Source organism: Citrifermentans bremense (genome assembly GCF_014218275.1).
GTDB lineage: Bacteria > Desulfobacterota > Desulfuromonadia > Geobacterales > Geobacteraceae > Geomonas > Geomonas pelophila.
On record NZ_AP023213.1, the window covers coordinates 611,922 to 638,804 of the forward strand.

At 55.2% G+C, this 26,883-nt stretch carries 23 protein-coding genes and 1 pseudogene; 10 read left to right on the forward strand and 14 right to left on the reverse strand.

Annotated elements, in window-relative coordinates; translation table 11 throughout:
• Positions 1-31 precede the first annotated feature (31 nt).
• Positions 32-706, forward strand: coding sequence for an NAD(P)H-binding protein (locus tag GEOBRER4_RS02565; protein ID WP_185244106.1), 675 nt, complete (start codon positions 32-34; stop codon positions 704-706).
• An 846-nt stretch (positions 707-1,552) separates the two neighbouring features.
• Here the strand turns inward: GEOBRER4_RS02565 and GEOBRER4_RS02570 are convergent.
• The 7 genes and pseudogenes from GEOBRER4_RS02570 to GEOBRER4_RS19965 all read right to left on the reverse strand — a co-directional run.
• Positions 1,553-1,810 carry a hypothetical protein gene (locus tag GEOBRER4_RS02570; RefSeq protein WP_226377868.1) on the reverse strand — a complete coding sequence of 86 codons (258 nt, stop codon included), beginning with the start codon at positions 1,808-1,810 and terminating at the stop codon, positions 1,553-1,555.
• Positions 1,811-1,986: 176 nt separating this feature from the next.
• Positions 1,987-3,318: a hypothetical protein gene (locus tag GEOBRER4_RS02575; protein WP_185244107.1), complete on the reverse strand. Its 1,332-nt coding sequence runs from the start codon at positions 3,316-3,318 to the stop codon at positions 1,987-1,989.
• A gap of 143 nt (positions 3,319-3,461) precedes the next feature.
• Positions 3,462-4,772, reverse strand: coding sequence for an OmcA/MtrC family decaheme c-type cytochrome (locus GEOBRER4_RS02580; protein ID WP_185244108.1), 1,311 nt, complete (start codon positions 4,770-4,772; stop codon positions 3,462-3,464).
• A 300-nt stretch (positions 4,773-5,072) separates the two neighbouring features.
• On the reverse strand, positions 5,073-6,428 hold the full coding sequence (locus tag GEOBRER4_RS02585) for a sigma-54-dependent transcriptional regulator (RefSeq protein ID WP_185244109.1): 1,356 nt from the start codon (positions 6,426-6,428) through the stop codon (positions 5,073-5,075).
• A gap of 8 nt (positions 6,429-6,436) precedes the next feature.
• Positions 6,437-6,838 carry a response regulator gene (locus GEOBRER4_RS02590; protein ID WP_185244110.1) on the reverse strand — a complete coding sequence of 134 codons (402 nt, stop codon included), beginning with the start codon at positions 6,836-6,838 and terminating at the stop codon, positions 6,437-6,439.
• A 16-nt stretch (positions 6,839-6,854) separates the two neighbouring features.
• A complete protein-coding gene (locus GEOBRER4_RS02595; protein ID WP_185244111.1) occupies positions 6,855-8,927 on the reverse strand; it encodes an ATP-binding protein in 2,073 nt (690 codons plus the stop codon).
• A gap of 191 nt (positions 8,928-9,118) precedes the next feature.
• Positions 9,119-9,268 (reverse strand): annotated as a pseudogene (locus tag GEOBRER4_RS19965) (IS3 family transposase); the annotation flags it as partial.
• A gap of 77 nt (positions 9,269-9,345) precedes the next feature.
• On the opposite strand from GEOBRER4_RS19965, the gene GEOBRER4_RS02600 reads away from it, so the two are divergent.
• The 3 genes from GEOBRER4_RS02600 to GEOBRER4_RS02610 all read left to right on the forward strand — a co-directional run bounded on the left by GEOBRER4_RS02600 (position 9,346) and on the right by GEOBRER4_RS02610 (position 10,756).
• The gene (locus GEOBRER4_RS02600; protein WP_185244112.1) at positions 9,346-9,792 is read left to right on the forward strand and encodes a MarR family winged helix-turn-helix transcriptional regulator; all 447 of its coding nucleotides are present in this window, start codon (positions 9,346-9,348) and stop codon (positions 9,790-9,792) included.
• Positions 9,793-9,812: 20 nt separating this feature from the next.
• A complete protein-coding gene (locus tag GEOBRER4_RS02605) occupies positions 9,813-10,382 on the forward strand; it encodes an FAD-dependent oxidoreductase (protein ID WP_226377869.1) in 570 nt (189 codons plus the stop codon).
• A gap of 92 nt (positions 10,383-10,474) precedes the next feature.
• Positions 10,475-10,756, forward strand: coding sequence for a hypothetical protein (locus tag GEOBRER4_RS02610; RefSeq protein ID WP_185244113.1), 282 nt, complete (start codon positions 10,475-10,477; stop codon positions 10,754-10,756).
• Positions 10,757-11,088: 332 nt separating this feature from the next.
• On the opposite strand, the gene GEOBRER4_RS02615 is transcribed toward GEOBRER4_RS02610, so the two are convergent.
• Positions 11,089-12,015 carry an Ig-like domain-containing protein gene (locus tag GEOBRER4_RS02615; protein ID WP_185244114.1) on the reverse strand — a complete coding sequence of 309 codons (927 nt, stop codon included), beginning with the start codon at positions 12,013-12,015 and terminating at the stop codon, positions 11,089-11,091.
• 203 nt (positions 12,016-12,218) lie between these two features.
• Here GEOBRER4_RS02615 and GEOBRER4_RS02620 point away from each other — a divergent pair, with 203 nt between their 5' ends.
• The 5 genes from GEOBRER4_RS02620 to GEOBRER4_RS02640 all read left to right on the forward strand — a co-directional run bounded on the left by GEOBRER4_RS02620 (position 12,219) and on the right by GEOBRER4_RS02640 (position 17,749).
• The gene (locus GEOBRER4_RS02620; protein WP_185244115.1) at positions 12,219-12,560 is read left to right on the forward strand and encodes a n-acetylglutamate synthase; all 342 of its coding nucleotides are present in this window, start codon (positions 12,219-12,221) and stop codon (positions 12,558-12,560) included.
• Between the two features lie 304 nt (positions 12,561-12,864).
• A complete protein-coding gene (locus tag GEOBRER4_RS02625; RefSeq protein ID WP_185244116.1) occupies positions 12,865-13,065 on the forward strand; it encodes a thioredoxin domain-containing protein in 201 nt (66 codons plus the stop codon).
• A 598-nt stretch (positions 13,066-13,663) separates the two neighbouring features.
• Positions 13,664-16,657, forward strand: a complete 2,994-nt coding sequence (locus GEOBRER4_RS02630; RefSeq protein WP_185244117.1) for a cache domain-containing protein — start codon at positions 13,664-13,666, stop codon at positions 16,655-16,657.
• Positions 16,658-16,826: 169 nt separating this feature from the next.
• Entirely contained in the window at positions 16,827-16,988 is a 162-nt protein-coding gene (locus GEOBRER4_RS02635) for a hypothetical protein (protein WP_162843126.1), read from the forward strand.
• Positions 16,989-17,008: 20 nt separating this feature from the next.
• On the forward strand, positions 17,009-17,749 hold the full coding sequence (locus GEOBRER4_RS02640) for a YkgJ family cysteine cluster protein (RefSeq protein ID WP_226377870.1): 741 nt from the start codon (positions 17,009-17,011) through the stop codon (positions 17,747-17,749).
• 14 nt (positions 17,750-17,763) lie between these two features.
• Here the strand turns inward: GEOBRER4_RS02640 and GEOBRER4_RS02645 are convergent, their stop codons facing one another.
• From GEOBRER4_RS02645 to GEOBRER4_RS02655, 3 genes are all read right to left on the reverse strand, one after another.
• On the reverse strand, positions 17,764-21,393 hold the full coding sequence (locus tag GEOBRER4_RS02645; RefSeq protein ID WP_449727633.1) for a DUF748 domain-containing protein: 3,630 nt from the start codon (positions 21,391-21,393) through the stop codon (positions 17,764-17,766).
• A gap of 187 nt (positions 21,394-21,580) precedes the next feature.
• Positions 21,581-22,045 (reverse strand): DoxX family protein, encoded by a 465-nt coding sequence (locus tag GEOBRER4_RS02650; RefSeq protein WP_185244119.1) that lies wholly within the window; start codon positions 22,043-22,045, stop codon positions 21,581-21,583.
• 146 nt (positions 22,046-22,191) lie between these two features.
• Positions 22,192-22,437: a hypothetical protein gene (locus tag GEOBRER4_RS02655; protein ID WP_185244120.1), complete on the reverse strand. Its 246-nt coding sequence runs from the start codon at positions 22,435-22,437 to the stop codon at positions 22,192-22,194.
• Positions 22,438-22,748: 311 nt separating this feature from the next.
• On the opposite strand from GEOBRER4_RS02655, the gene GEOBRER4_RS02660 reads away from it, so the two are divergent.
• Positions 22,749-23,378, forward strand: coding sequence for a DUF922 domain-containing Zn-dependent protease (locus tag GEOBRER4_RS02660; RefSeq protein ID WP_185244121.1), 630 nt, complete (start codon positions 22,749-22,751; stop codon positions 23,376-23,378).
• A 65-nt stretch (positions 23,379-23,443) separates the two neighbouring features.
• On the opposite strand, the gene GEOBRER4_RS19970 is transcribed toward GEOBRER4_RS02660, so the two are convergent.
• The 3 genes from GEOBRER4_RS19970 to GEOBRER4_RS02675 form a co-directional block, all read right to left on the reverse strand.
• Positions 23,444-23,797 (reverse strand): hypothetical protein, encoded by a 354-nt coding sequence (locus GEOBRER4_RS19970; RefSeq protein WP_226377969.1) that lies wholly within the window; start codon positions 23,795-23,797, stop codon positions 23,444-23,446.
• A gap of 718 nt (positions 23,798-24,515) precedes the next feature.
• Positions 24,516-25,466, reverse strand: a complete 951-nt coding sequence (locus GEOBRER4_RS02670; RefSeq protein ID WP_085813997.1) for an HD-GYP domain-containing protein — start codon at positions 25,464-25,466, stop codon at positions 24,516-24,518.
• Between the two features lie 474 nt (positions 25,467-25,940).
• Positions 25,941-26,789 (reverse strand): ChaN family lipoprotein, encoded by an 849-nt coding sequence (locus GEOBRER4_RS02675; RefSeq protein WP_185244123.1) that lies wholly within the window; start codon positions 26,787-26,789, stop codon positions 25,941-25,943.
• Positions 26,790-26,883 lie beyond the last annotated feature (94 nt).

Below are 26,883 nucleotides of genomic sequence, written 5' to 3' on the forward strand. Positions count from 1 at the left end.
GGCCATCATTCATGGGTGGAGAGGAGAGGCCATGAGGGTACTGGTATTCGGTGCGACAGGAATGGTTGGACAAGGGGTGCTTCGGGAGTGCCTTGCTGCTCCGGATGTCAGCCAGGTCATGGTGGTCGAGCGCACGTCCGTGGAGCAGGTGCATCCCAAGCTGCAGGAGTTACTGCTGGCCGATTTGATGACCTTACACCAGCACGAAAAAGAACTCCAGGGATTCGACGCGTGCTTCTTCTGCTTAGGGGGCAGCTCCTCCGGGATGAGCGAAGAGGCATACCGACGCCTGACCTACGATCTTACTTTGGACGTGGCTTCCCTGCTGGCGCGCCTTACCCCCTCGATGACCTTTGTCTATGTCTCAGGTGCAGGCGCTGACAGTTCCGAACGCGGCCCTAGCATGTGGGCGAGAGTTCGCGGACAAACGGAGAATGCCCTTTTTCGTCTTCCCTTCGCTCAGGTTTACTCAATTCGCCCTGCCATAATTCAGCCGCTTCACGGCATCCGCTCGAAGACGTTGTCATACCGAATGCTGTATCAGGTGCTTAGTCCATTGTTTCCATTGGTGCGCTGGCTCGCTCCGAGGATGGTACTAAGCACCGAACTAATGGGGCAAGCTATGCTTGAGTTGGCGCGCAAGGGAGCCGACATTCACGTGCTGGAAGCGCGGGACATTCATAGGATGGGAAAGCGTCAAGGCTGATGCAGGCAGCAAGTTTACACAGGTCGACACCACGCCTCAGTGTTCATTAGGTTGAGGTACTGCTATTTCCTCTTTCACTAACAATCCACCTGTGAGAGTACCTTCTGGTAATCTCATCTTCTCGTTTAAAATTTCGGCTCCTCTTGTTGTCTATTCCAATTTTTTAGCGTCTTCTATGTCGTCAGGCAGAGGGGAGCATACGATGCTAACGAGCTGTTTTCTCTAAATGTGCTCTTGTATCCTGTTATGGCATTTACCATTTGTGTGTTGTTTGTTTGTTGTTGGTGGTGTGTGATGAGGTGGGTGGCACATGGCAGGAGAGGATGGGTTTAGGTACGAGTCGATGCGCCTCGGAAGCAGCTAACGCGATTGGTTTTTCTCAAAGGACAGACACCTCAGCGTTTCCGCTAAGGTGTCTGAATAGAGCATTTGGTACAACCACTGTTGTTTATTGGTGACAGATCGAACATGCCATGCCGCTCGATGGAACACCTTCACCATTGATTCCGTGACACACCGCAGTGTTGCATGATTCGAGACCATTGGCAGGCAAGTTTGATCCATGATCTTTCAGGTTTGTCCATTCGCTTGGATGAACAGACAATGGACCGCCAATGTGGCATTGAGTGCAGGAAATTCCTGAAATTCCACCCGCAAGGTCTGCTCCGTGGCATTCTTTGCAGGGCTCATGGTTAGCCTTGGCCACTGCTGCATGGTCAAAGGGCCATGATTTCGGATGCTTGCCCGTGTAAGGATCCAAACTAGCCTGGGAGTTTGGATCGCCACACCCCGGAAGCGATAGAAGCGATGCAGCCAGCAGTAGGGTTAATGCTATGGATTTGGCTGTTATCTGTGACATGACTTGCACCCCTCGTTGTTTTGTCTTCCGTGGCACTTGACGCACGATGCGGGGTTGATCTTGCCGTCGATCTTATGCTGGCGGAGATAATCGCCGCGGTGTGGCAGGTTACGCTCAACGGCATTGGAAAACTTGCTGCTTGGTTTGATCTCCTCCCGGTGCGCGTGGCAGTCCGAGCAGAACGCCTCCTGGTGACAGGTATCGCAGGCGAATTTGGTGTTCGAGTAATTTTTATGTTTGATCATGAAATCAGGTGCTTTGTGATTCAGAGCACCCCAGGAATCAGTATGGCACTCTGCGCAGTTTGGGAGTCCTGTCACCGTTTCCGGGTGAACCCTGGCAATGCTCGCGCTGTTTGCGCAGGCATAGAGCATCGTAACGGTGACCGAAACCGATATTAGTTGTAAAAATCTGCTCAATCTCACTTTTCCCTCCCTTCAGCAGCGCCTTTCGAATCGAATATGTAGGTGAGTTTGACAAGCCCCTGCACCTCATCGTCATAATAAGGGTTTTTGGAGTAGTCGAGATTGGCGCCGACTTTCAGGCATTCAGAAATCTCGCAAGAGGCACCCCCGGAAACAGAAAGTGAATTCTTCACGTCGTTTATTCTGTTGTCGTACCGCAAGTTGATTAAATCAGCATACACGTCAGTCTGCCCCAGTTTCTTGGAAGCGTATATGCGTGTTTTGTAATACTGCAGCTTGCTTGCATTGCCATCCATACGATGTAAAGAGATGCCAGCCGCGAATGATTGTGGGGCTGAGTAGGCGATCTTGCCGCCAAAGTACTGAGCCGATTCCTCTATTTCATAATCGTAGTTGCGATAATCGGCGGTAACCGTGACTTGTTTTGACGGCGAATAAACTGCGCTGGCACCTAGCGCCAACGATTTTTCCTTCGGATCCAGGGTTCCCAAAACCCCGTGTCTCAGGCTCAAGGCGCTTGTAGTGACACGGTAGAAATAGTCCTCATAGTTGATTTTAGCGATATCGACGCTCAGGGAGAGGTCGTCGCGCGGAATATATGATGCTGCATAGTTATGTTCCATCCACCCCGATGTCAGCGAGTTGTAGTTTGACCGGCCGGTGATGTCGAGTTTGTTCGTTGGGTGCAGCCAAATGTCTACGCCTTCCTCTTCGCGATAGCGGTCGCCATCTGCAAATGACTTCAAAGCGCTGACACCCAGAGAGTAATGCTTGTTGTCGCCTTGGCTTATGCGCCCGCCGTAGATAAAGTCGTCGCCTTCCAACTCACTTTGATCTGTGTTGACTGGCGACCCGACAAATGCGGCTGCAGCGAAGCCGTTTGCGAAGTCGTTGCGGACGTAGAGGCCGTCAAGTCGCTGGGCGGCAACACCCTCAACCACAAATTGCCGGCCGGCATTTATTGCCATGTTGTTTTTGGCCCCTTGATAGCTGATGTAACCGTACTGCAGGTCGCCTTCCGCATCCTCGTCCCGGTATGTCTGCTGCTCGCCAACACGCCCCCATCCGCCGATATGCAGCGAAGTCGCGCTGCCATCTTTGTTCCCTGTAACGGTAGACAGCTGTAAATATTCGTACAGCCGCAAGTCGGTCTTGTTGCCCAAAGACTCCCTGATACGCAGAAGCGTGTCCGATCTGCCGGAAAATGATGTTTCGGCGTGGGTCGGAACGGCGCCAAGCAGCGTGCATGCAGTTGCGGCGATTCCGCCCACAATTCTCAGGTCGCCTGAAAGTTGGTGCCACGACCTAATTAACCTCGGACCTTTCAAGGTATTCCTCCTTTTATGGAAATGGGGGCCGGCAGTGGCCCCCATTTCCTGGTAAACGTACTCGTGTTCCGGCGGTACCCTGTCTTTGCCAGGGGGGCGCCTAAAGCTATGACGTCTGTACCCCTTCGAACGTCTTCGGAATTTTAAAGGTCACTGTGCAATGAGGGGGGCGTGGCGTACCCCGGAGTTGCGTGGCACGATGCACACAATTTGTCGCTAGTCTGTTGGCCGCCATCGCCGAGAGCACCTTGGTGAGTTATTGTGCCTGCGGTGGCAAAATCGACGCCGTCATGACAGGAACCGCAGGCCGCTCTGTTGGGAACTTTTTTCCAGTTGTCACCCTGTGGGGTAGCTGCGGTTGCCGCTGTGTGGCAGTTGGCACATCTTGGGTTCGAGGCATTGTCGCCAAAGGACATTGAGGGAACAAGTGCTCCCATATCGTTGTAGTCGTATCCTTTCAGCGTCAATCTCTTACCCATGTGAATTCTGTGCATGAAAGCTGTGAAGCTTGCGACCGCGGAGCCGTTGACGACATGTGTCCCCAAAACTGCTGGTCCGCCAGCTTCGTTAGTTTCTTGAACACCGTTAGCATCAAGAATAGGTTCAGGCGCTAAGATAGTATTGTCATTGATGGCGCGAGGGGCTTCGTGGTGGCCTACTTTGATCTGCTCGGTGTGGCATATGACGCAAAACTGTGGATTCTGGCGTGTGCCGTGGTGGGCGGTGAATCTGGCTGAGCCGCTGTGGCACTTCAAGCACAAGTCACGAGATACTATTTCACGCTTGCTTTCGTCAGCGGCAACCTTGCCAGTTGCCGGTACGAAATCTATCACCCGCTCGTAAGTCTCTAATAACGGATAGGCCCAGGTATCGACACTTTTTTTGCTGGTTATGGCAACAACCACGCGGTGGGTCCGGTCCGGATTATAGGTCAGGTCTCCCAGATCCTTCATGTTGTAATCGCCGGCTGCCGGCGGGACTGCTGCGTCAACTAACCCCTTAACAGCAGAAACATCAAGTGCGAATGTGTATGAATATGTACCGTCATTGTTGTCCTTAAATACTCCAGCCCTTTCTACGGATGGGTATTTGCCTTTGTTTGAAGCGGCATCATAGACATTGTAGTTGACCCACTGGCTGCCCCCTCCGTTTGTGCCAGGCTCCAGTTTGGCTATCCCGAAACTCAGGTTGCCGATCGGTACACCTACAACTGGTCTGCCGTTGGACGTCACTTTGAAATTTACTGTCGCCTTGCCGTTGCTGATGGTGGGGACGCCAATTATGCCGGAATCTGCATCAAAAGTGAGATCTCTCCATTGCTCTTTAAACAACTCAGCGGCATTGATGGGGGTAGTGTTATTGTTGGTGCTTTCATTGCTGTCGCTACCACACCCACCAAGAGTTACCGCTAGAACGGACATCAAACACAAACGTCTCAAAAACTTCATTTTCATACACCTCTCCTTTAATCCTGTGGTTGGTTTTCTACTGCCATTGCATTTGAAATCATTGGCATAGCAACCACTGTGCCCTGCGAAAGATGTTAATGATTTTAGAGGCTTAAGTCTGTGATGTGGAATTTGCAAAGAGGGGATGTTCAATATCCGACGACGCGTGGAGTTCGTTTGGGGGGTGCTGGAAGTAACGTCCCGAATTTGTGTGGTAAATCCAGTGAAGGGGTTTGTTCAAAATACGACGGGGTGGGATAGGTGCGGGTCGGGTTGCAGGCGGTCTCAGTGGTGACTAAGTCAGTTTCAGTCGGGCTTGTGAATCTGGTAACGCTCCATCTTACTGTAGAGGGTGCCGCGGGCGATACCGAGGGCTTCGGCAGCTTGGCTGAGATGCCAGTCCTTCGCTTCAAGAACTCTACGTATAAGAGTTTTTTCAGCAGATGCGAGAGAGCTGTCATACAGAGTCAATGTAAAATCATCGCTCGTCTCTGCCTGCAACTCTTCAGAAAGATGTTCCGGCAGGATCTGATGCCCTGAACAGAACACTACGGCGTGCTCAATGCAGTTTGCCAACTGCCTTACATTGCCAGGCCATTGATAATTACTCAGGATGGCGGTTGTTTGTTTGCTGAACCCAGTAACCTGCTTACAAGTCTTCTTATTATATAATTCGAGAAAGAAACGAGCGAGCAAAGGGATGTCGGTTCTCCGCTCGCGAAGTGGTGGCGCCGTAAGTGACACGACGTTGATGCGGTAATAAAGATCCTCGCGGAACAGTTTGTCCTTGACGCTGCACGCCAGATTTTTATTGGTGGCGCAGATAACCCTGACGTCAACATGAATCGTTTCGTTGCCGCCGACCCGCTGAAAGCTCCCCACCTCCAGAACCCGTAGTAGCGCCACTTGGGTCTGAATCGGGATATCGCCGATCTCGTCAAGAAAAATCGTCCCCCCTGAGGCAAATTCAAAAAAGCCGGGCTTTCTTGCAGTCGCCCCTGTAAAGGCACCTTTTTCATGCCCGAACAGCGCACTGTTGATGAGGGTTTCGGTCAACGCCGCGCAGTTTACTCGTACAAATGGTTTAGCGCACCGGGCGCTTCTGGCGTGAATAGCCTCAGCAATAAGTTCCTTGCCGGTACCGCTTTCTCCGTTTATAAGCACCGTGGCGTCGCTCTGGGCCACTTGCTGGATTTTTTCGAAAAGCTTGAACATGATCTGATCTTTGCCGATCATGTTTTCAAAACGGAATTCATCATCTGTCGGGGGTGGTTCTTTCAACAACCGGCGGTGTTCGAGAATCTTTCCCAATTGTCTCCGGATCATCTCGATGTCAAGTGGTTTCAAGATATAGTCATAGGCCCCCGCTTTCATCGCTTTCACCGCATTATTCGATGAATCCACGCCGGTCAGAATCAGTACGAATATCTCCGGGTAATTGCGTTTGATCTCTTCCAAGAGATCCAAACCGCCCATGTGTGGCATCAAAATATCGGTAAGAACGACCTCGGCAGGATATTCTCGCAGTATATGCAAAGCTTCCTTGCCATTGCCTGCCGTCCTGATCAAGAAACGGTCATCGTCTTCCATGGCGCGGCTGAAAAGGCGCCCGTACGCCGGTTCGTCATCAACGTACAATATCCGGCACTTGTCCTGGTTCATGTTGTTTTTCACCTTTTCTCAAGGGGGCATTTGCCGTAGAAGGAAACTGCCTCCGCGACAATTCCTATCAGCTCGTCTGCTTTCCATGGTTTATGCAAAAAGGTAAACAGCTTGTTTTCTGCCAAGGCTTCCTGAACGGCAACTGCATCGGCATAGCCAGACAAAAGAACTCGACGGGCCTCCGGTCGCTCGCGAAGAACGATTTTGAGAAAGTCGATTCCTGACATGCCCGGCATCCGGAAATCAGACACGACCACATGGATACGCTGCGTTTGGCGCAGAAAGCGCAGCCCCTCTTCCGCAGAAAGCACTCCGTGCACTTCAACGTCCAAGTCGCACAATTGTCTGCGAACGGTATTGAGGATATTTATTTCATCGTCCACACAAAGGACCTTGATGGCCTCAAACATCCTTGTTCTCCGAGCATCACACTCCCAACGGAAGTCGCACAGTGAAAACGGAGCCTTTGCCCAGTTCACTTTCCACGGTTATGTCACCCTGATGTTTTTTAACGATCTCTTTGACGATTGACAGCCCCAATCCGGTGCCGTCCCCCACCTCTTTGGTGCTGAAAAACGGTTCGAACAGCTTGCCGACGTTTTCCTCGGCAATGCCGGCACCGGTATCACCAATAGCCACATAGATGCTCTGGCGCTCCGCCCAGGTCCGGATCGTGATTTCGCCCCACCCTTCGATCGCCTGAGAGGCATTGATGAGCAAATTCATGAACACCTGGTTTAGCTGCTGCGGATAACAGAGAAGCTGTGGTATTTTCCCGTAATCCTTCTCAATATCAGCTTTGTAACGTAGCTCATTCATCACGATGTTGAGTGTGCTTTCCAGGCATTCGTTGACGTCTGCCATGCATGCTTCCTTTTCGTCGTGACGGGAGAATCCCTTCAGGTTCATCACAGTCCGGCTTACCCGCTCCGTTCCTTCAAACGATTCGTCGAGGACATCATTGAATTCATCCAGCACATGATCCACCTTCAGTTTGCTGCGTTGCTCTGCAAGGCTGTTTAGCAACTCTGGGGGGGCCGAGGAGTGCAAAGCTTCGTCCTGAACTGCAATAAATGCGGTAAGCTTGCCCCAATAATTTTTAAGAACCTCCAAATTGCCTGCCACAAAACCGATTGGATTGTTGATGTCATGGGCGACGCTTGCCGCAAGTTGGCCGATACATGCCATCCGGTCCTGCTGCAATATGGTCCCTTGTTGAACCTGTAGGTTATTGTAGGCCTCTTCCAGTTTCTGGTTGCTCGCGGCAAGTTTCAGGTTCAACTCGCTCAACTCTGTGGTACGTACTGCAACCCGCTGTTCGAGGTGTTCATTCAGAACGACAAGTTTTTCCTCTGCCCGCCATCTTTCCGCAACTTCACGTTCCAGCTGCTTGTTCGTGCTGGCCTGTTTCTCAAATTCCCTCTCCAATTGCTCCCGCTGGTTCAGGAGACGGCGTTCAACCCGGCCTAGCACTCGGTAGGAATAGATGAAAAAACTGCCACACAGCAGCAGGCTGAAAGAAGCTACCTGAGCTGCAAATGCCCGTATATTAGCGAGTTTAGATGTAGAATCCATCACCGTGACAAATTCCCCGACGGTCATTCGTGCAGCATCTTGCAGGGGGAAGGATTCGACCCGGTAGGTACGATCATTGATATTGATTCTTTTGCCATATTTTTTTGAGTCGGAGTCAGACTTAAAAAGATTTGCAACATCAGGGAACGGTATAGGGGTCGTGATATCGGCCAGAACCATGTCTTGGAGAAGATGCCAGTCGGCGGTGCGCCCCATCGCCTTCATTTCCGCTTCCCATGCGCCACGATCAAGATATTTTTTTTCTAGTAATACGGCATAATCGGCCTTCGTGATGGATTTAAGCTCCTGGAGGATGTGGTTGCACTCTTGTCCCAGCTCGATGTAGCCGATCAGCTTGCCGTTGACCTTCCATGGAGAGACAACTCGAAGCGTGAAGCTTCCGCTGTGTCCCAGTTCCAGGCCCGAAACGGTTCTGCCCAGTACCATCGCTTGTTCTTTGGTGAAACGTGGCTTTACCGGGGTTGTATCTTCGGGATTGTACACCCGCAGAACCATGGCACCGTTTCTGTCGTAAAAGTAGAAATGGGTGATCTGCTCATAATCGAACAACCGCTTGAATATGGGGGTCGCATGCAGCAGGAGTGCTGCTTGATTGTGTGTCTGCATGGCATGCTGAAACTGTTTCTCATCTGCAATAAATTCAATGGTCGAGGACATAAATCTTGTGCGGTCGGCAACAAGGTTCTTTAATATTTGCTGAACCTGCACATGACGTTTTTGCATGCCTTCCTCATAGTGAGCCATGCGCAACCAGTAGCTACTGTATATAAATGTCCCTGCCAGGATGAGGAAGGTTAACGTTAAGGGGATAAATACTTGGCGTCTGATTTTATTTTCCTGCATACCTACTACCTTGTCTTGAGCGTATCGAAATTTATCATGGCGGCCAAAACTGATCTGCACGATATGTGCCTGCGCTGTCGTTGGGGGGGTGCCCATATATGATGATTTAGATTTTAAAATTTCCTTTCCCAAAATTACGATGGAGCCATCAGTGATGTCAAGTTCTCAGAATAACCTGCTCCCCAACCTGCCATCGTCAAATCTCCAAATTTTCGACTCGTTTTGTATCGCAAACCCAATATTTTGCAGCTGAAGATGTTGCCTTTGAAGCGCCCCTTGCCGTCCATGCTGATCTTGACGTTCCAGGCCTTGAGGATGGCGGTGAACGCTTCGCTGGTGAACTGGCAGCCCTGGTCGGTGTTGAAGATTTCCGGCGTGCCGAACTTAAAAAGAGCCTCCTGCTGGTCCCGATGCTCTTGACAAACATAGCCTGCTATGTATTAATATAGCCAGCTATGTAACTTTGGGGGAGGTCGAAATGCACGAAAATCTTTGTTCCAAGCTGAACTACCTGGCCCGTTTGCTGCTCTCCAAAGTGAACGAGGAAACAAGTAGTTACGGCGTCACTCAGGGGCAGCTGCCTGTGCTTTGCTGCTTAAACGACAAGGAAGGGCAGACCCAGTCAGAACTTTGCAAAAACATCCAGGTTGAACAGCCGACTATGGCCAACACGTTGCGGAGAATGGAGCGAGACGGCCTGATATGCAAAACTCCCAGCGAGCACGACGGCCGCCAGTCGCAGATTTTCATATCGAGCGAAGTCCGGCCCCTTCTTGAGTCTCTGCAGGCAAAAAGGGATGAAGTCATCTCCTGGATGTTGCGGGACATGTCGGTTGAAGAGCGGGACACCTTCAAACGGTTGATCGATAAGGCCGTGAAGTCCTTGGATGAGAGGCCCAGGCAGGCTGAACGAAAAAAGGAGTAGGCGTCGACGCCATCGACAAGGTGCTGGTCGGCATCGGACGCAGCCCCAATACCGAGGGGCTCAACCTCGAGGCGGCCGGCGTGCGGACCGAACGTGGCGCCATCAAGGTCAATGCACTGATGCAGACCAATGTCCCGCACATCTACGCCATCGGTGATGTGACCGGGGGGCTCACGTTGGCGCATGCGGCGGAAAGGGAGGCGCAACTGCTTGTCCAAAACCTGCTAAAGGGCAATAGCCGCGTTCTCAAGGAATTGGCTGTGCCTCGGATAGCTTTCAGTTATCCCGAAGTGGCTGCGGTGGGAACGTCAACGGAAGGTGACGGCATCAGGGCCTATACCTTGCCCCAGGTGCCCAATGGGCGTTCAGTGGTAGACAAGGTGGCGCCGGCTTTCGTGAAGCTTTTTCTGAAAGAGGAGTCCTCTGAGATCGCGGGAGCCGTCATCATCGGAGAGGCGGCGACTGAAATCATACACGAGATGGCGTTGGCGGTGGAAAACGGCCTGACCCTGCAGCAGGTGGGGAACACGGTTCATGCGCACCCGACACATTCAAAAAACATCCTCTACGCCATAAACGGCTGTGAATGAGATAGCAAGGTGCATACTTCTGCGAGCTGCCGGTATCTTGATATGCAGTGAGATCCTTCGGATCTACCAAACCTGGGAAAAGGAGAACGAAAATGGCTTACCTCGAAATCACGCTGAAGATCTCCAGCAACAACCGTCCTTTTGCCGCCAAGGTGTACACCGATTACAAAGAGCCGTTCTTGAAACAGATCAAGGGGGCCCAGTCGAAGGAACTGCTCATTCGTGACGAAGACGTTCAGGTTCTGCATGGTTTTGCCAGCACCGCCGACGCCAAAGCCTACCTCGAAAGCGAGCTGTTCAATGGCGACGTGGTGAAAGCCCTTGCCCCTTATCTCGAGGCCGATCCTGATATTCGGATCTATGACGTCATCTAGTTGTAAGTCCGCGACGGGTTCTAAAGCGTCGCGATCCGGCGATGCCGATAGCAATTTGGGAGGTTTTACTGTTATGCCTTTTCTTGAGTGGGTTTGTTTGGACTGCGGCAATGCGTTCGATAAGCCGCGCGATGGAGTTGACGGTGCCGCGACGTGCCCCGCCTGTGGTTCAGCCGAGGTTCAGGCGGCGAAAAAAACTGCGTCATCAGATTCCTGTACCCCTAGGGGCTGAAGGTTCTGATGTCGCCAGTTTGGCGGCCATGCGCGGTAGAGGAAGAGTTGAAAAGAAGGGGACCCAAGGGGTCCCCTTCTTTTTAGGGTGAAAAGTGAGGTTACATCATCATTCCCCTGTTCGAGACCATGACGGTGACCGTTACCGATTGTGAGGTGTCCGCGGCACTGGTCGCTTTCAAAAGATACATACCGGGGACGGCGGGAGCAGTGTAGAGACCCGTCTGCGTCACAGTCCCTCCGTTTGTGTTCACCACGGACCACGTCACCGGAATGCTTGCTGTGAACTGTTGGGTGCCGTCGGCCTGGAGTCGAGCTGTATTAGGCGTCACGGTAAAAGTGCTCGCCGGTATGTTGCCAGGAGAGACGATGTTCCCCGTCATCATGTTTCCGCCCGCCATATTCCCCATCTGGCCGGTGAACAGGGGCGTACCGTTGACGTACATCATCGTCACGTTGCCGTTCGCGTCGACACTCATCTTCACGTCGTCAAACATCCTGTCCATGCCGTTGCCGATGGTGAAATTGCTCGTCATGGGGTCCTGGTTGGCGACGCCATAGGCGGTCATCAGGGGGGCCAGTTTCTGCCGCACCGTCAGACGCGCCGTGCTCATGTTGGTGAACATCGACCTCATCTGCGTCCCGTTGGGGTTCATGTAGAAGCCGTTCAGAGAAGACATGTTAGTGAAGGCACCGGCTTGGGCGACCATCAGGTTTGTCATCGGATTGATGTTAGCCCGCCCTGGACCGTTGCTCATGGAATACATAGAGCCGGCTCTCAACAGGAAGGGCGGTGTTTTTCCACTCACGTTGAAGGAAAAAGCGCCGCTGCCGGAAGCGATCTGCTGGCTCATCTCCGGGTTGTTCGCAGCGTCCTTTAAAAAAACGGTACCGGTCATTGGCGCACCGGTCGCTGCCACCCCGGAAACCGTAGGTGTAGGAGAGCCGCCTCCTCCCCCGCATCCGGTCACGTACACAGCAAAAACAACAGCTAATAGTGTGTAGATAAAGCATTTTTCACGTTGCATGTTGCCTCCTTTTGCTGATTGTGTGGGTGCCACCTCGGTGGGCAAAGGAGATTCTACTTCAATGAGCTTGGCGGTCAACCGCAGAGAGTCCCCTGGGCGGTAACCTTTAGCTTTGACAGGTGAAAAATACCTCACTATAGTGTCGCCTAATCTGAGGTTCGGTTTGTGAGAATACAAGCGCACGACAGCAAGAGAGGCGAGTGATGACCATAAACTACAATGACAGGTTCTTTAAGGCGGTGAGCAACTCTGAAAACGGCGAGGTGGATGAAAACACCATCTTCCATTATCGGCAAACTGACAACCTCGTGTGGGGCACATACCAAGGGGGGCAAGTACAGTTCGGTACGCTTGTCGCCAAAGTTCTTCCAGATTCTTCTCTTGAAATGAGGTACAGCCATGTAAACCGCGATGGCGAGATGATGACAGGCGTATGTCGATCAACTCCGCAGCTGCTGAAGGATGGCCGCATCAGACTGAATGAGAAATGGCGTTGGACTTGCGGTGGTTGTTCAGAAGGTGAATCTGCCGTGGAAGAGGTCTGAAAGCACGAAGACGGCACAACGACTCAACAGGCCATCTTCACCTTTGACATATAATTTAAATATTTATATATTGGCTTCCATGTCCCCTCTTCAAAACATAGCAGTACCGTTCTTCGCGGCCGCTTCGTTGGTTTCCACTTCTCTTCGTTTCTGCCTGCGGACAAGGAGGGGGGTGGTGCTTTGCCTTGCGCTGCTCACACCTTCTCTAGGCTGTTGCGCCACGCACCATGCACACTTTGCCCGCGCTACGCACGTTCCCTCCATCACCATCTACGTCGGCAGCGGCTGAAGCTACTGCGCCGAGGTGGAAAGTTATTTCACCAGCAAATCGATCCCTTTCACCTGCAGGGACATACGGACCGACAGGGAAGCTTTGCGCGAATGGCGCGACCGCTACCACGGCGACATCGTTCCCCTTACCGTCTTCGATGGCGGCAAGGTGGTCGTCGACGGAGGGGACATCCCTGCCATCGAACGTGCTCTTCGCCAGTTGAGCAGTAAGTGAAGCTTGTGCCGTGTGAGCAAAGCATTTGGTACAGGTTAGGCAAAAGCAGGGTCAACTGGTGAAAAGGTCTGTTCCGTTTCTCGTACTCATTGCTTTCATTTGTGACTGCGGGGGGGCGGGGGTGGCAGCACCGCCGGGCGGATACGTGGCGAGGCGATCAGAAAAGGCGGTTACCTGCCCAGGGTACCCGCCTTTTCTGTGTCAATGAGTGGTTTTTTTTCGAGCAACCCGCTCGATTGATTGCCAGTTGCCAATGTCGATGAGAAGCGAGAGCTTGCTGCTGTCTGTTTTTAAGAAAATTGGCAGCCGCCGCTGCGTAATGACTTGTTATTTAGGTGCCTATCTCTGATAAAATTTGCTGAGATAGTCTCTGTGGAGTATATTTCAATGTCTACAACTTAAGAACTCTTAGCCTTTGAGCCTCGCTCTCACTGTATTTCATTACCTTACCGCATTTTCCTGGGCAAACTAATTGGCTGAAAGCATATTGATAGAATTTCATCCATGTGATAATTTCACGAGTTATTTTTATGCAAACATCAATATTTAACAATGTGTCTCATGTGGGTAAAGATTATTCATGCTTCGGGGCTTGTTAATGTCACGTCTTGCGTCTCTCTCAATCCGGTCACTTTTGCTGCTGATTACATTCGTTGTGGCATTGCCTGCGGCGGTGATAATCCTTTATTCGGGGATCGAGTTTCGCAATGCCATGCTCGGAGAAGCTCAAAAAGATACCGTCAAATTTGCAGAGACAATAGTAAACGAGCAGCGGAACCTAGTTGTCGCCGCCGAACAGTTGATGACTGCATTGGCACAACTTCCCGAGGTGAAGGTACGCGACAGGGCGAAGGTTGAGTCGGTCCTTAAAGAGTTGCTCAAGTTGAACAGTATGTATGCGAACATCACCATCGCCGACCGCGATGGTAGAGTCTGGGCCTCGGCTGTCCCGGCACTCATGCCGCTAAACGTCTCCAACCGGCAATTCTTCAAGAGCGCCCTCGCCACCGGCAAACTCTCCTCCGGCGAATACATCGTAAGCCGCATCACCACCAAACCCATAATCAACCTGGGATACCCGGTAAGAGACGACAGGGGGGCAATCGCCGGGGTCATCGGAGTCGCCTTCAACCTCGAGAACTACCGGCATTTGTTGCAGCAGATGCGGCTGCCGAAAGGATCCAGTTTCGTCATCATCGATCACCGCGGCATCATCCTTGCCCGTGGGCTGACCCAGGGAGATTTTGCAGGGAAGGCGTACACGGCGGATTCCTTTCGTGCGATGGCGGAGGGGCCGGACGAAGGTGTACGCGTCAGGAAGGGGCTGGCGGGTGACACAAGGATAATCGCCTACCGCAAGTTGTACCTGCCCGGGGAAAAGACGCCGTACATGTACGTGACCGCAGGTATCCCGGTGGAGGTGGCGACGCAGAAGGCGAACCGCTCGCTTCTTTTCAGCGCCTTGCTTTTATCGTCGTTTCTTGCCCTGGCCTGTCTGGCCGCGGTGCTCATCGGCAAGTGGTGCATCGCGGACCGCTTCCGGCTTCTTGAGGAAGCGTCCAGGCGGGTCGCCGCCGGCGACCTGGGTATACGCGTCTCCGGCGCGGTGGTAGGCGGCGAACTTGGCAGCCTCGCCCAGACCTTGGACGGCATGGCGGAGCAGCTTCGCGCGAGGACGGATGCACTGGCTCACAGCAAGATGTTCATGAACACGATAATCGAGACGGAGCCTGAATGCGTGAAACTCCTCGACGCAGAGGGGAGGCTGCAGATGATGAACCGGGCCGGCTTGAAGATGATTGAGGCCGATTCGCTGGCCCAGGTTCAGGGACAGTGCGTCTATTCGCTGATAAGTCCCGAGTATCGAGACGCATTCATCCGTTTGACCGAGCGCGTTTTCGAAGGCGTGGCCGGCAACCTGGTGTTTGAGGTGGTTGGTCTCAAGGGGCGACACCTCTGGCTCGATAGCCATGCGGTCCCTTTCCGCAACGACCAGGGGGAGATTGTGTCGCTTCTCTCCATCACCCGCGATGTGACTGAGCTTCGGAAATCGGAGGAGGAGCGTCGCGAGAACCTGGTGCTTTTCGAGTCGCTTATGCGTCACTCGCCCATGGCGATCCGCATCTTTGACGGCGCCTCCGGCAAGTGCATCCTGCTTAACAAAGCCACGGCCGATATCGCGGGCGGCGACATAAAGACGATGCAGGAACAGAACTTTCGCGAGTTGAAGTCCTGGCAGGAAAGCGGCATGCTCGCCGCTGCGGAAAAAGTGCTGAGCGACGGCATCGTCAGGGTAGTCGAGGCCGACATCCGCACGAGCTTTGGAAAAGCGGTCGTGATGTCCTACATCCTGTCCAGGCTCCTCATCAAGGACAAACAACATCTGCTCGTCGTCGGCCGCGACGTCACCGATGAGAAGCGGCTGACTGCGGAAAAGAAGAAAATGGAAGCCCAGATGCTGCATGTCCAGAAGTTGGAGAGCCTCGGTGTGCTTGCCGGTGGCATCGCCCACGATTTCAACAACATCCTGATGTCCGTCATGGGGAACGCTGAACTGGCGCTGTTGAATCTCCCACCTGAGTCTCCTGCCCGAATCAACCTGCAGAACATCGAGATCTCTTCCCAGCGCGCGGCTGACCTGGCCAGGCAGATGCTGGCCTATTCCGGCAAAGGGAATTTCGTCATCGAGGAAACCGACGTCAACAGGCTGATTGAGGAGATGAACCACATGCTGGAAGTGTCCATCTCCAAAAAGGTGACCATGCGGTTCAGCCTCGACAGCCATCTGCCGCTGGTCTCGGTCGATGCGACGCAGATCCGGCAGGTGATCATGAACCTGGTGATAAACGCTTCCGAAGCCATAGGGGATCGCAGCGGTGTGATATCGATCTCCACCGGCGCAATGGAGTGCGATGCCGCCTTTCTCACCCGGTTGTGGCTAAACGACACGCTGAAGGAAGGAAAATACGTTTACTTCGAGGTTGCCGACGACGGGTGCGGCATGGAACAGGCTACCTTGACCAAGATCTTCGATCCCTTCTTCACCACCAAGTTCACCGGGCGGGGGCTTGGTATGGCTGCTGTTCTCGGCATCGTAAGGGGGCACAAGGGTACCATCGAGGTTCACAGCGAGCCGGGCAAAGGCTCCAAGTTCACGGTCTTCTTGCCGGCGCTTCCTCCGGGCACGCCGCGCCGGGAGCAGGAGGCGGAGGTGGCTCAGCTGACCACCGGTACCGGTACCGTGATGTTGGTCGACGACGAGGAAACCATCCGCAACCTGGGGACGGAAATGCTGCAAATTCTGGGATACAGCGTGCTAACTGCGGAAGATGGGGTGGTTGCCGTCGACCTTTTCCAGAAACACCACAACGACATCGTTTGCGTCATCCTGGACCAGACCATGCCGAATCTTGACGGGGAACAGACGTTCCGAATACTGCACAGCATAGACCCTGCAGTCAAGGTGATAATGTCCAGTGGCTTCAGCGAGCAAGACATCGCCGAGAGGTTCACCGGGAGAGGTTTGGCAGGTTTCATCCAGAAGCCGTACAGGCTTGCCAATCTGAGCCGCATGCTCCAGGAACTGGGCTGAATCCGACCCGGTTCGGCGGCCATTCGGCCCACCGCATTTGTCTTTCCCAGCGCCTAATCCAGGCTGTCCCTCTTTTGCTTGCCTTCCGCCCGCAATTATCTTATTTTAATTGCCGTTTTCCTGGGGCAGGACCTGCCCGCCTCGATCTCAAGAACAGCTAGGAGGGATTATGTCGACACCACTGATTGCTCTGGCAGTGATTCTCGCGGTATTCGCCGTCGTGTTAATACCTTTGATGATGGCGAAGTCGGGCCAGGAGCCAATCGACGAGCCGCGGCACGAACACGGGAGCCAGGCGAAAAAGTCCCACAGGAAGAAAAAAAGACGCTGAACTGGACGTCCCGTCAAGGGATGATCCGAGAAAGGAAAGAGATGAGGGGGGAAAAGGCGATCGACGAACTTCTGGACCTGGTCAAGCAGCAGCAGGTTTTCCTGGAGATGTTCGTCCGTTCCTGGATCGACGACTATCGCTGCAGCGGCGGCGCAATCTTCTGCGGCAAGGGGTGCCGCAACTGCTGCAGTCTTGCCGTCCATACCGGCTTTGCCGAGGCACTTGCCGTCGCCCGCAACCTGGATGAGACACAGGGAAGGGCGGTCGAGAGCTACGCGGTCAGGTTGCGGGACCTGTTGCAGGGAGTGAGCGAACTCCCCGACTACCTGCGCCTGCACCGGCAGGAGATGGGGTTTTGCCCGTTTCTGACCGATGGCGGCGACTGCGGCGTCTATCCGGTCCGTCCGCTCTCCTGCCGCTCGCTCATCTCCACACGGGAAAGCGTATGGTGCGGCGCCGACTTTGCTCAGGTCCCTCCGGCTGAGCGTGAAGCGTTCGTGGCCGCGCTGGACAAAAAGGTGGTCGCCTTCCCGAGCCACTACGTCGCGGTGCTGCAGGAAAGCGGCAAAGAGTTGGAGTCTGCCGGCGCAAAGACCATGCGCGAGCTTTTCGGCTTCTCCCTCTACGGCAACCTTGGTGTCCTGGTTCATCTATGCCGCAGCCACGACCTTGCAAAGGCTTGTCTGACCGGAAAAGATGCGGCTGTCGGCTGCATCGCCGGGGCAGGTTTCGATCATCCGCTGCTGCTTAACGTCACCTAGCGGCAAGCCAGCCATCAACGGGCGATGGCGCTGAACTCGACCCGGCTGCGGGGGGCATTCTCCTGCGCGGGGGGGCGGTAGATGTCCTCGCTCCCCTGGAACAGCCGCTCGGCTGGCAGCCCTCCTCTTGACACCAGGTAGTTGAAGACGGCTGCTGCCCGCTCCCGGGCGAGAGACTGCAGGTCGGTCTCCGCAACGACCGTGTTGGCGATGATCAGCTTCCTCATCTCGTTTGCGGGCAACTCCTTTACCAGCCCCAGCGCGTTTCGCGGCTTGGGGAATTTCTCCTTCTTGTAGACCGCTTTCAGTAGCCTCGTGTACTCCTCTTCGGAAAGTTTCACCGCCGCGCCGCTCTCCCCCTCGGCCGACTTCTGTTCCTTTGCCAGGTACAGGTATTTCTCGTGCTGCAGCTTACGCTCCAGCAGTTCCTGCCGGTACCCCTCCGGGTCCTTTGCCTTGTCCACGAAACCCTTGACCTCCATCTTCACGCCGGGGCGGTCCGCTAGCACCTTGGCCAGTTTTTCGAGTTTCTGGCTCTCCCCCTGCGAAAGCGAGCTGGAACCGGGCTCGAACTGGACCATGCTGAAGTCCTGCCCCCCCCCAGTGAGCGAGGACAAAAGCGCAAACGGCGAGGTCGCCGCCTTCACCAAAAGGTTCTTCAACACCTGTCCGACCAGCCTCCAGATGCTGAATTGAGGGTCGTCGGTGCGGCCGGTGACCGGCAGGTCGAGATGGATCTCCCCCTTGCGGTCCTTTAGCAGGGCGATGGCCAGGCGCACCGGTAGATTGGTCGCCTCCTTGCTCTCCACCTTGTTCCCGAAGGTGAACTGGTCGATGAAGATCCGGTTTTCCGAGGAGAGCTGCTTTTTCTCGATGAGGTACTTGAGGTCGAGGAAGAGCTTCCCTTTGTCTATTTCGTAGCCGAGGTAGGTCCCCGAGTACGGGGTCACGGGGGAGAGCTCGATATCCCGGAAGGAGACCTTCAGGTCGACGAACAGGTCGTCCCGCAGCGGGTTGAGGCGCCCGGTGATCTGCATGGGGGAGTGATTTTCCAGGTTCCCCCTCAAGTCGACGTCGGCGAACTTCGACTCCTCCGACGACAGCCCGCTCACGCGCCCTCCCAGATTGTAGAAGGTGCTGTTGAACGTCTGCGGCAGGTGGTTGTCCGTGAAGGACAGGGTGCCGTTTTGGATGGTGACGCTGCCGACAGATACCTGCCGACGCGGCGGCGCGGCGGCAGGAGTTGACGACGCCCCGTCTGCCACCGCAACAGCCGGGGGCGCGGCAGTGGCAACGGCCGGCGGCTTTGTGGCGGTCGCCGGCCGTTCTGCCGCCTGCTGTGGCGTCTCTTCCTTTATCAGGTCCTGCAGGTTTAGGCTGCCGTCTTTTCTGATGATGATCCGGGAATAGACGTCGTTCAGGGCGACCTGCCGGATGCTCAAAGAGAACGGTTCCAGCTCGCCCTGGAATTCGTCGAACTGCAGGCTCTCCCACTTCAATAGATCCTGGTCGGCCACCGAGTCGATGCTGTGGAAGTCCCGCACCCCCGCACTCCCCTTGAAGCGTCCCGTGGTCTTGCCGTTTCTGGAGGCGACGTCGAGGTTTAGGGATAGGTCTGCGTTGCCGCCGATGACGAAGAAGTTGAAGGAGTCGGGGAAGTACGGTTCGAAATCCCGGATGGGGAGCCGCGCGACGCTCAGCATCCCCTGGTAGCGAAACGGGGCCGGCGTCAGCGTTCCCCTGGCCTTGAGCGCGGCGCCTTTTCCGTAGCTAGAGACGAAGTTCATCGGCATCGGCGCAAATTTCGGCCCCTGCAGGTTGGAGAGGGTGAGGCTCGTGTTACGCAGCGTGAAGCGGGGAGGCTCCTCGTAGGTCTTGTCCACGAAGGCGAGCTTGAAGCCGTCGAGCTGGAAGCGTTTGACCAGGTAACTGAACGCCCTGGATTTGCCGGCGGTCTCCTTGCGTATTTTGTGGGGCGTGGCCGGCTTGGCCTCTGGCTGCTTCGCCAGAAGCGAGAGGGGCGACAGCGACCCGTCGGCCTCACGGGAAAGGGAGAGATTCCCTCGTGAAAGCTTGATCTCGCCGACCTCCAGGCGGTTGGAGTTTTGCTGGAAGCTCGCGTCTTTTACCTGGAGCGTCGCCAGGTCGAATCCGTCATTGCTGCCGTAGCGGGCGGAGAGCCCGTCAATGGAGAGATCTCCTTTTTGTACCCTGAGCCCGTCCGGCTCGGCGTAGAGGATTGCCGCCGAGAGGCCGACCGTCCCCTGCACCGGCGCGGTCAGGTACTGTTGCAGGTAGGGCCAGACACGCCCAAGCCTTACTCCGGCGATCTGGAGCGATGCGTTCAGCGACACAGGGTTCACGGCGAACCCGCCGCGACTTTTTAGCGATGCGTTGCCGTCAGCCATAAGCGAAAGGTCGTAGCCGGAGGAGCGGCCAGGCCTGGTGTCGAAGTTCTGCAGCGCGATTTCGAGGTTGGAGACGGTGCTGCTGAAGCCGCCTTTGGGGACGGCGTCCCGGAAGTGAACGGTTCCATTGCTGCTGACAAAGGATTTCGCTGCAAAGGCCGATTTCTCGTTCCCCTTCTCACCCTTGGCCTCCTTTGATTCCTTTGGATCCTTGGGCTTTTCTCTGCCCGCAAGTATCCGCTGGTACATCCAGCGCCCCTTGCTGTCGCGGTCGACAAAGAGCTCGATTCCGTTCAGGGCGATGGAGCCGAACTCGAAAGATCCGGCGAGCACTTCGAGCCTGTCGGCCTTAAGCTCCAGCGAGGGGAGACGCAGCAGCGGTTTGCCATCCGGCAGATCCACCCGGACTTCCGCCAGCCCCGCCCCCCCTTTCAGGGTCAGTTCCGGTTTCTTCTCCGCGGATACGCGGTAGGCGAGATCCAAGTCGAGCGTGAGCCGCCCCGAGGTCAGTGCGACCGGAGGGGAGACCGGCGCATAGGCAAGGTATTGGGGGAGGTTCAGCCCCTTGAGCCCGATGCGCACCGACATTTCCTGCGACTTGCTGAGGGGCTTAAGCTTTCCGGCGAAGCTGAAGGGGGCGCCGTCCACTACGGCAGCCAACCGGGGGTCGACGTACCTGTCCGCGAGGTAGGGGATGTTGCTTATGAATGGGATGGTGAGCTGCAGGTTGCGGACGTCATGTTTTCTTCCTCCTGCCGCCCGGTCCTCAAAGTCGATGGACCCGTTCTTCACGATGATGTTGTTCAAGGAAAAAAGGAGGGGCTTTCCTTGCTCCGGTTTTCCCCCCTTGGGTTGCCGTTCGATGATATCGCTGAAGTTGAAACGGTTGGGTGCGGTGCGGACCAGGCTGACGCTGGGCGTATCGAGCGCGAGCTCGGAAAGGATCAAGGCCCGCTTGTACACAGATGCCAGGGCGAGTGACGCCGTCGCCTCTCGGAAAGCGAACAACGGTGGGCCGGACTTTTCGGCGATGGCGAAATCCCTCACCGTGGCGGTCAGGGTGAAGGGGTTGATACTGACAGAAGAAATGCGCACCTCGCGCCCCGTCGCCTCCTTCAGCGCGCTGGCCGCCTTGTTCCTGACAATGATCGGCAGGACTGCTGTCACAAATACGAGAGCCGAAATGACTATTGCCGCAGATATAAGCAAGTATTTTGTTCGTTTAGACACATGCACCTCACGCCAGAGAGAGTCGTACGATAGTCTTTCTTATTATAAGCTAGCATGGATTGTCTGATAACGCACCTCTAACAGCGGTTAAAAGAGCAGCTGGTGATACTATGCCAGCAAAAAAGCCCGTTCCGGGCGCGCGGAACGGGCTTCATCGAGTTGAAGATTTGTCCTGCCAGTCGGTATCAAAGGATCAACGCGGCGTCGTGGCAGTTGGAACAGGCGCGATCTTCCGATCCAACGATGCTTTCCCGCCCCCGCCGACGATAAGAGCCAGCGCCATTCCCACAACCAGCAGGTGGTATTCGAAACCTTCTCCAGCCTGTTTGCCCGCCCAGTTCATGAAGAAGCCATTCGGGAGATGAACCATGAAAACGGCGACGACCATGTTGGCGAGGATTCCGAAGGCGGCGATCCTGGTGCAAAGGCCCAGGATGAGGCCGAGCGAGCCGAGGAATTCGGCGCAGATGGCGAGGAATGCGAACAGCATCGGGACCTTCATGTTCTGGGTGAACATCTGCATGGTGCCGGAGAAGCCGGGGCCGCCAAACCAGCCCAGCATCTTCTGCGCACCGTGGGGGAAGAACACGATGCCCAGGAACACTCTGACTATGGCGAGGTTGATGTCGTCGCGGGTTGCAAGGATCCTTTTGAACATGGCTCACTCCAATTGGATTTTTTGTTCTGCAACTGTTTCGCCGGTAGCTGCGGTTTAGTGGGAACCTGCAGGTCGGGGGGATGGGAAAGCGGAGCTTGCAGCGCAAGCAAGGGCTAGATGCGCATCTAGCCCTTGCTCTTGCCGGGTTACCTCTGGAAGAGTGAACCTTTTTCGATCTGATCTTTGCGGATCTCGTATTCCTGTTTATTCATCTTTCCTGCCTTGTAATCCTGATCGAGTTGCTGCATCTGGCGGTGTGCGTTGTACTCGTACGCTCCTGCGCCGAGCACCGCCCCGCCTAAGGCCCCGCCTGCAGCACTACCGCCGCGGCTGCTGCAGCCCCACGTCATGGCAACTAAGAGCAAAGCACCTATAACGTACATTTTTTTCATAGTTTCCACTCCTTTTAGTGGTTATTGGACACCTTGGAGATCATAGCCACAGATTGAATTATGTCAATTTTGTCCAGCTCTGGTTGCCGCCTCACCTGGGGGGGATTTACAGTACCACCTCCGTCAAAAGGACCGGCAACCCAGACCGACTCAGGCATTCAAGCACCAAAGGGAGGTCTGCCTGTCCTGTACGTCGGTTGCGCGTTTGCAAAGGTATGAAAAAGCGAGACTTTGGTGACCTGGGTCACGCCAGGCTCGTTACGTATGAGTTATGTTTGCCTCGCACTTTAATTAGATAGGAGGGACCACGAATGTTCCGGCGCCTTACCCTGCTTGCGGGAATTACCGCTATCGTTATCCTCTGCGCGTCGCCACTTTTCGCCGGTACAAAGAGCGCTCCATCCTGTGAGTTGACTGCGAAGGAACGCTACACCTACTACGAGATAAACGGTAAAGACCTGGATGACCTGCGCAGGGAGATGAACCTGAGGGGAACGGTAGGGACCGACGGCCGGGTCTATTCTGCCCTTACCAGTTGGGACATCAACTTCGCTTATGACATAGCACAAGATTCGGGCGGTTACCGGGTCAAAACAGCAAACACCACGGTCGATATCGAGTACCGTCTGCCGCGAATAGGGGCGGCTTGCGCCGACCCGGAACTGAACCTGGCCTGGGCGCGCTATCTTGAGCGCCTGCAACAACACGAGTTCGGCCACAAGAATTTGGCGCTCCAGGCTGCTTCAGAGATAAATGAACTCCTGGCATCGTTGCCGGCGTTCCCGACTGCAGATGCACTGGCTGCGGAGATCACCCGGATCACCGACGACAAGTTCAAGGTGCTGAAAGAAAAGCAGGTGGAATACGACGACGAGACAAAGCACGGGGAGACGCAAGGCGCCATACTACCTGGCCGCGAAACGCATTTAGCCGGAGCATAAAAAAAGGGTTACAGAGAAATCTGTAACCCTTTTTGCTGCCATCTTACATGGCAGGCAGGAGGCTGTTACCTTCCGCCGGTGCCCATGCCGCCGCCGCTACCGGTTCCCATGGTTCCGCCGGTGCCCATGCCGCCGCCGGTTCCTGTCGTTCCGCCGGTGCCCATGCTGCCACCGCTACCGGTTCCCATGGTTCCGCCAGTACCCATGCTACCGGTACCCTGGTTGTAGGTGCCAGTCCCCTGATCGTAGGTCCCTGTGCCCCTCTGCATGGTTCCGCCGGTATCCTGGTCATAGGTTCCGCCGGTGCCTCTCTCCATGGTTCCGCCGGTACCCTGGTCGTAAGTCCCAGTGCCTACGCTGCCACCGGCGCCGGTGCCCATGGTCCCGCCGCTACCGGTCTCTGGCCCCACTTTTTCCACGGTGAAGTCCTGTCTGGTTGTTGTGTGAGCCCCCATGCCACTGGGCATTGTGGATTCCGTCAAGCCGCCACCAGCCGTCCCTCTTGCGCTACCTGCTTTGTGGGTGGTGGTTTCGTGATGCGTCTTGGAAGCGTTGCTCGTTGTGCCGGTTTTGTGATGTGTAGCCGAATGGGTCCTGGTGCTGTCAGCGTAGCCTGTGCCTGTTGTCAGTCCCATCATGCCTACGATGGCTATCGCGGTGAATAACGCCCTTCTTACTGTTCTCATTTGGGGACCTCCGTTACCCCGGCTGACGCGCAGCCCGGGGGGCATCACATGTACCACTCCTCTTGTTGTACCTGCGATGCCGTTTCTGTTGGTTTATCACCAACTCCAGTCCGTTCTGCTTATGGGCATAAGCCGATACCGCTCACACCCCGCCTTCACTGCTTTTGACTAGGGATGCAGTGGAAGATTGCATACATCTCCCCCCGCACCTTTTCTTAACGGTAACACACGAAGTTTAAAAAGGCAACGAGCGTTATGGTGTGTAAGTTATTGGAAACTTTGACTTATTGTTGCTTGCGCTCTTGCCGCTGCTCCGTGTGGCTTCCCTGTCGGAATGTGTGGAAGTGGGCGAAGTAGGGATGGTTTTTTGACGGTGGTACCTGCGATGACGCAAAAAAGCCGCCTGCACAAACAGGCGGCTTTTTTGCCGTGTAACGATGCAACGACTCTGCTACTCCTTCTGGGCGGTCACCAGCTCGATGAAGCTTCCTAGCAGCGAGCTGTTGAACGCTCCTGGTTCCTCCCGCATCGCCTTGATCGCTTCCTGATGCGAAACCGCCTTGCGGTAGACCCGGTCCAAGGTGAGGGCGCTGTACATGTCGCACATGGCGGAGAGCTGGGCGCTGCGGGGGATCTCGTCCCCCTTGATTCCTGTGGGGTAGCCGTTGCCGTCGTACCTTTCGTGGTGGTGGCGCACGATGGTCAGCGACATGTCGCCGAATCTGCCGCTGTCTTTCAGGTATTCGTACCCCTTCTGGGTGTGCTGCTTGATCTTGTAGTACTCGACATCGGAGAGGGCGTCAGGCTTGTTCAGGATATCATTGGTGACGAATATCATCCCGTAGTCGTGGAGCATGGAACCGATTCCCACGTCGACCAGTTCGTCCGGGTGGACCTGAAACAGCTTCTCGTGGGCGAGCAGGTTGAGGGCGGCAACCTGGACGCTGTGGGTGAATATGTACAGGTTGTGCGCCACCACGGATCCGATCGACTTCAGGGCGTGGGGGTCGTTGCTTATATATTCCATCATGTGCTGCACCAGTTGCCGGCAGCGCTCCAGGTTCGACGCCTCCTCGGGGGCCTCGAAGGCGTCCACCAGGTAGTTGATGGAAGTCTGGTAGAGGATCCTCCCTTTTCTCTCGCTGTCGAGGTCGTCCCTGTTCAGCATTTCCTTCAGGCTGTTCTCCAGATAGGAGGAAATATCAGCCATATCCCCGGACCTTGCGTACAGGAACTTGCTGCCGTTTCGCTCCATTCTACTGTGGTCTGCGGAGGAAAACTTTCTCTCGGCGTCTTTGTAAAGGACGTAGTTACCCGCTGTCTTCATGAAAAGGGGCACGGACGGGAAGTAGTCCGGGTCAATACTGTCAATGCTTATGGCCCTCCAGTAAAGGTCTTTCATAACACCCTCTCTTAATCTCTTAGTGTCTTCCGCCGTACTCTCAACCGTCCTGGAAGACTTCATGCCATCCTCTGAGCCGCTCGTCGCGCCCGCTCATATACTACTCGTCAAGACAGGGCAAAACTAAAGTCAGTCTGTACAGATATCGGGTCGGTGGACATTTTCAACTACGACAAGATGCATGACGAGTTCCCGCACGAGCCGACCGGCGACCAGTGGTTCGACGAGGCGCAGTTCGAAAGCTATCGCAAACTTGGAGCGCATTCGCTGGAATATCTTCGGGAAGAGCACGAACTGACGCTGGAAAAGCTTTTTGAAAAGGCGGAGAAGATGCACAGGTTCGAAGTGCAGAAGGTGCATGACGAGGAGAAGGAGCGGGTGAAAAAGGCCCCGTTCGGGACGGGACGAAGCGGCGCGGCATCACCGGTAAAGGGGGACAGGCGAAATCGTCTGTCCCCCTTTACGTTTGGTCGGTCATTGCTCCACCAGGTAGTCCGCTTCGGCGCTTCCAGCGTTCTCCTTGTTGATGAAGGGGGTTTCGGGGAGGATCACCGTGCAGTTCAGCTTCCCCACGCGCTGGAGCTGATCGGGAATGCCGTACCTCACCGCGTGCCAGATGCCGGTCAAAACGACCATCCTCAGCCCCGGTTCCTTTTCCAGGTAGCGCGTCATGGTCAAGGCCATGCCGCTGTTGCGCACCGTCTGCGCCTCGCAGAAGTTGCTGAACATCTTCTCGTTCTCTCCATGGTGCCTGACCCCCTGGAACGATTTCCTTAGGAACGCGATCTGCGGGTTTCTCAGGTCGCAGCTGGTTCCGGCCGGCAGGTCTCCCTTCTCTTCTGGTGTGAGGGAGTTGAACCCTTGCTGCGAGACCTTCCTGACAATGTGAAGCGGGACGTTGAGCGCGATCATCGGGATGTGGTGGTCCCGGGTATAGAGGAATATCTCCCGGTACAGGGGCCAGTCCGACCAGTTGAGCTCGAATACCGCCTGCATCACCTTTTCGCTCAGTTTTCCCGCGCTCCAGGCGTCCAGCTGCGGCTGGAAGTCCGACTGGATCATCTCCACTCCTACCGCCAGCGGCACGCTGCTCTCGTTCAGGGAGCGTATCAGGTCGAGCTGCAACTCGTGGTGGTACTCGTTGTCGTGAGACTCACCTACTATGATCACCCTGGACTCCTTGGCCGTTGCGGCAAGTTGAGCGACGGTGACGGTCTCGCCGTCGCTGGTCCGGGTTATCAACGTGTGGGCGCGGGCCTCGACCCTCAGGCAAAAAAGCGAGATCAGCGCCAGCAGGAACACGTAGGAAGCGGCGCGGGACATGGTGGACCTCCTTTGCGTGCGTCCTTGCCGCCAGGGCCGTCCGTTTCTGCGGCGGCGCAGGGGTGGTCGAGGGGCGGTGTGATGGTGTTGGATT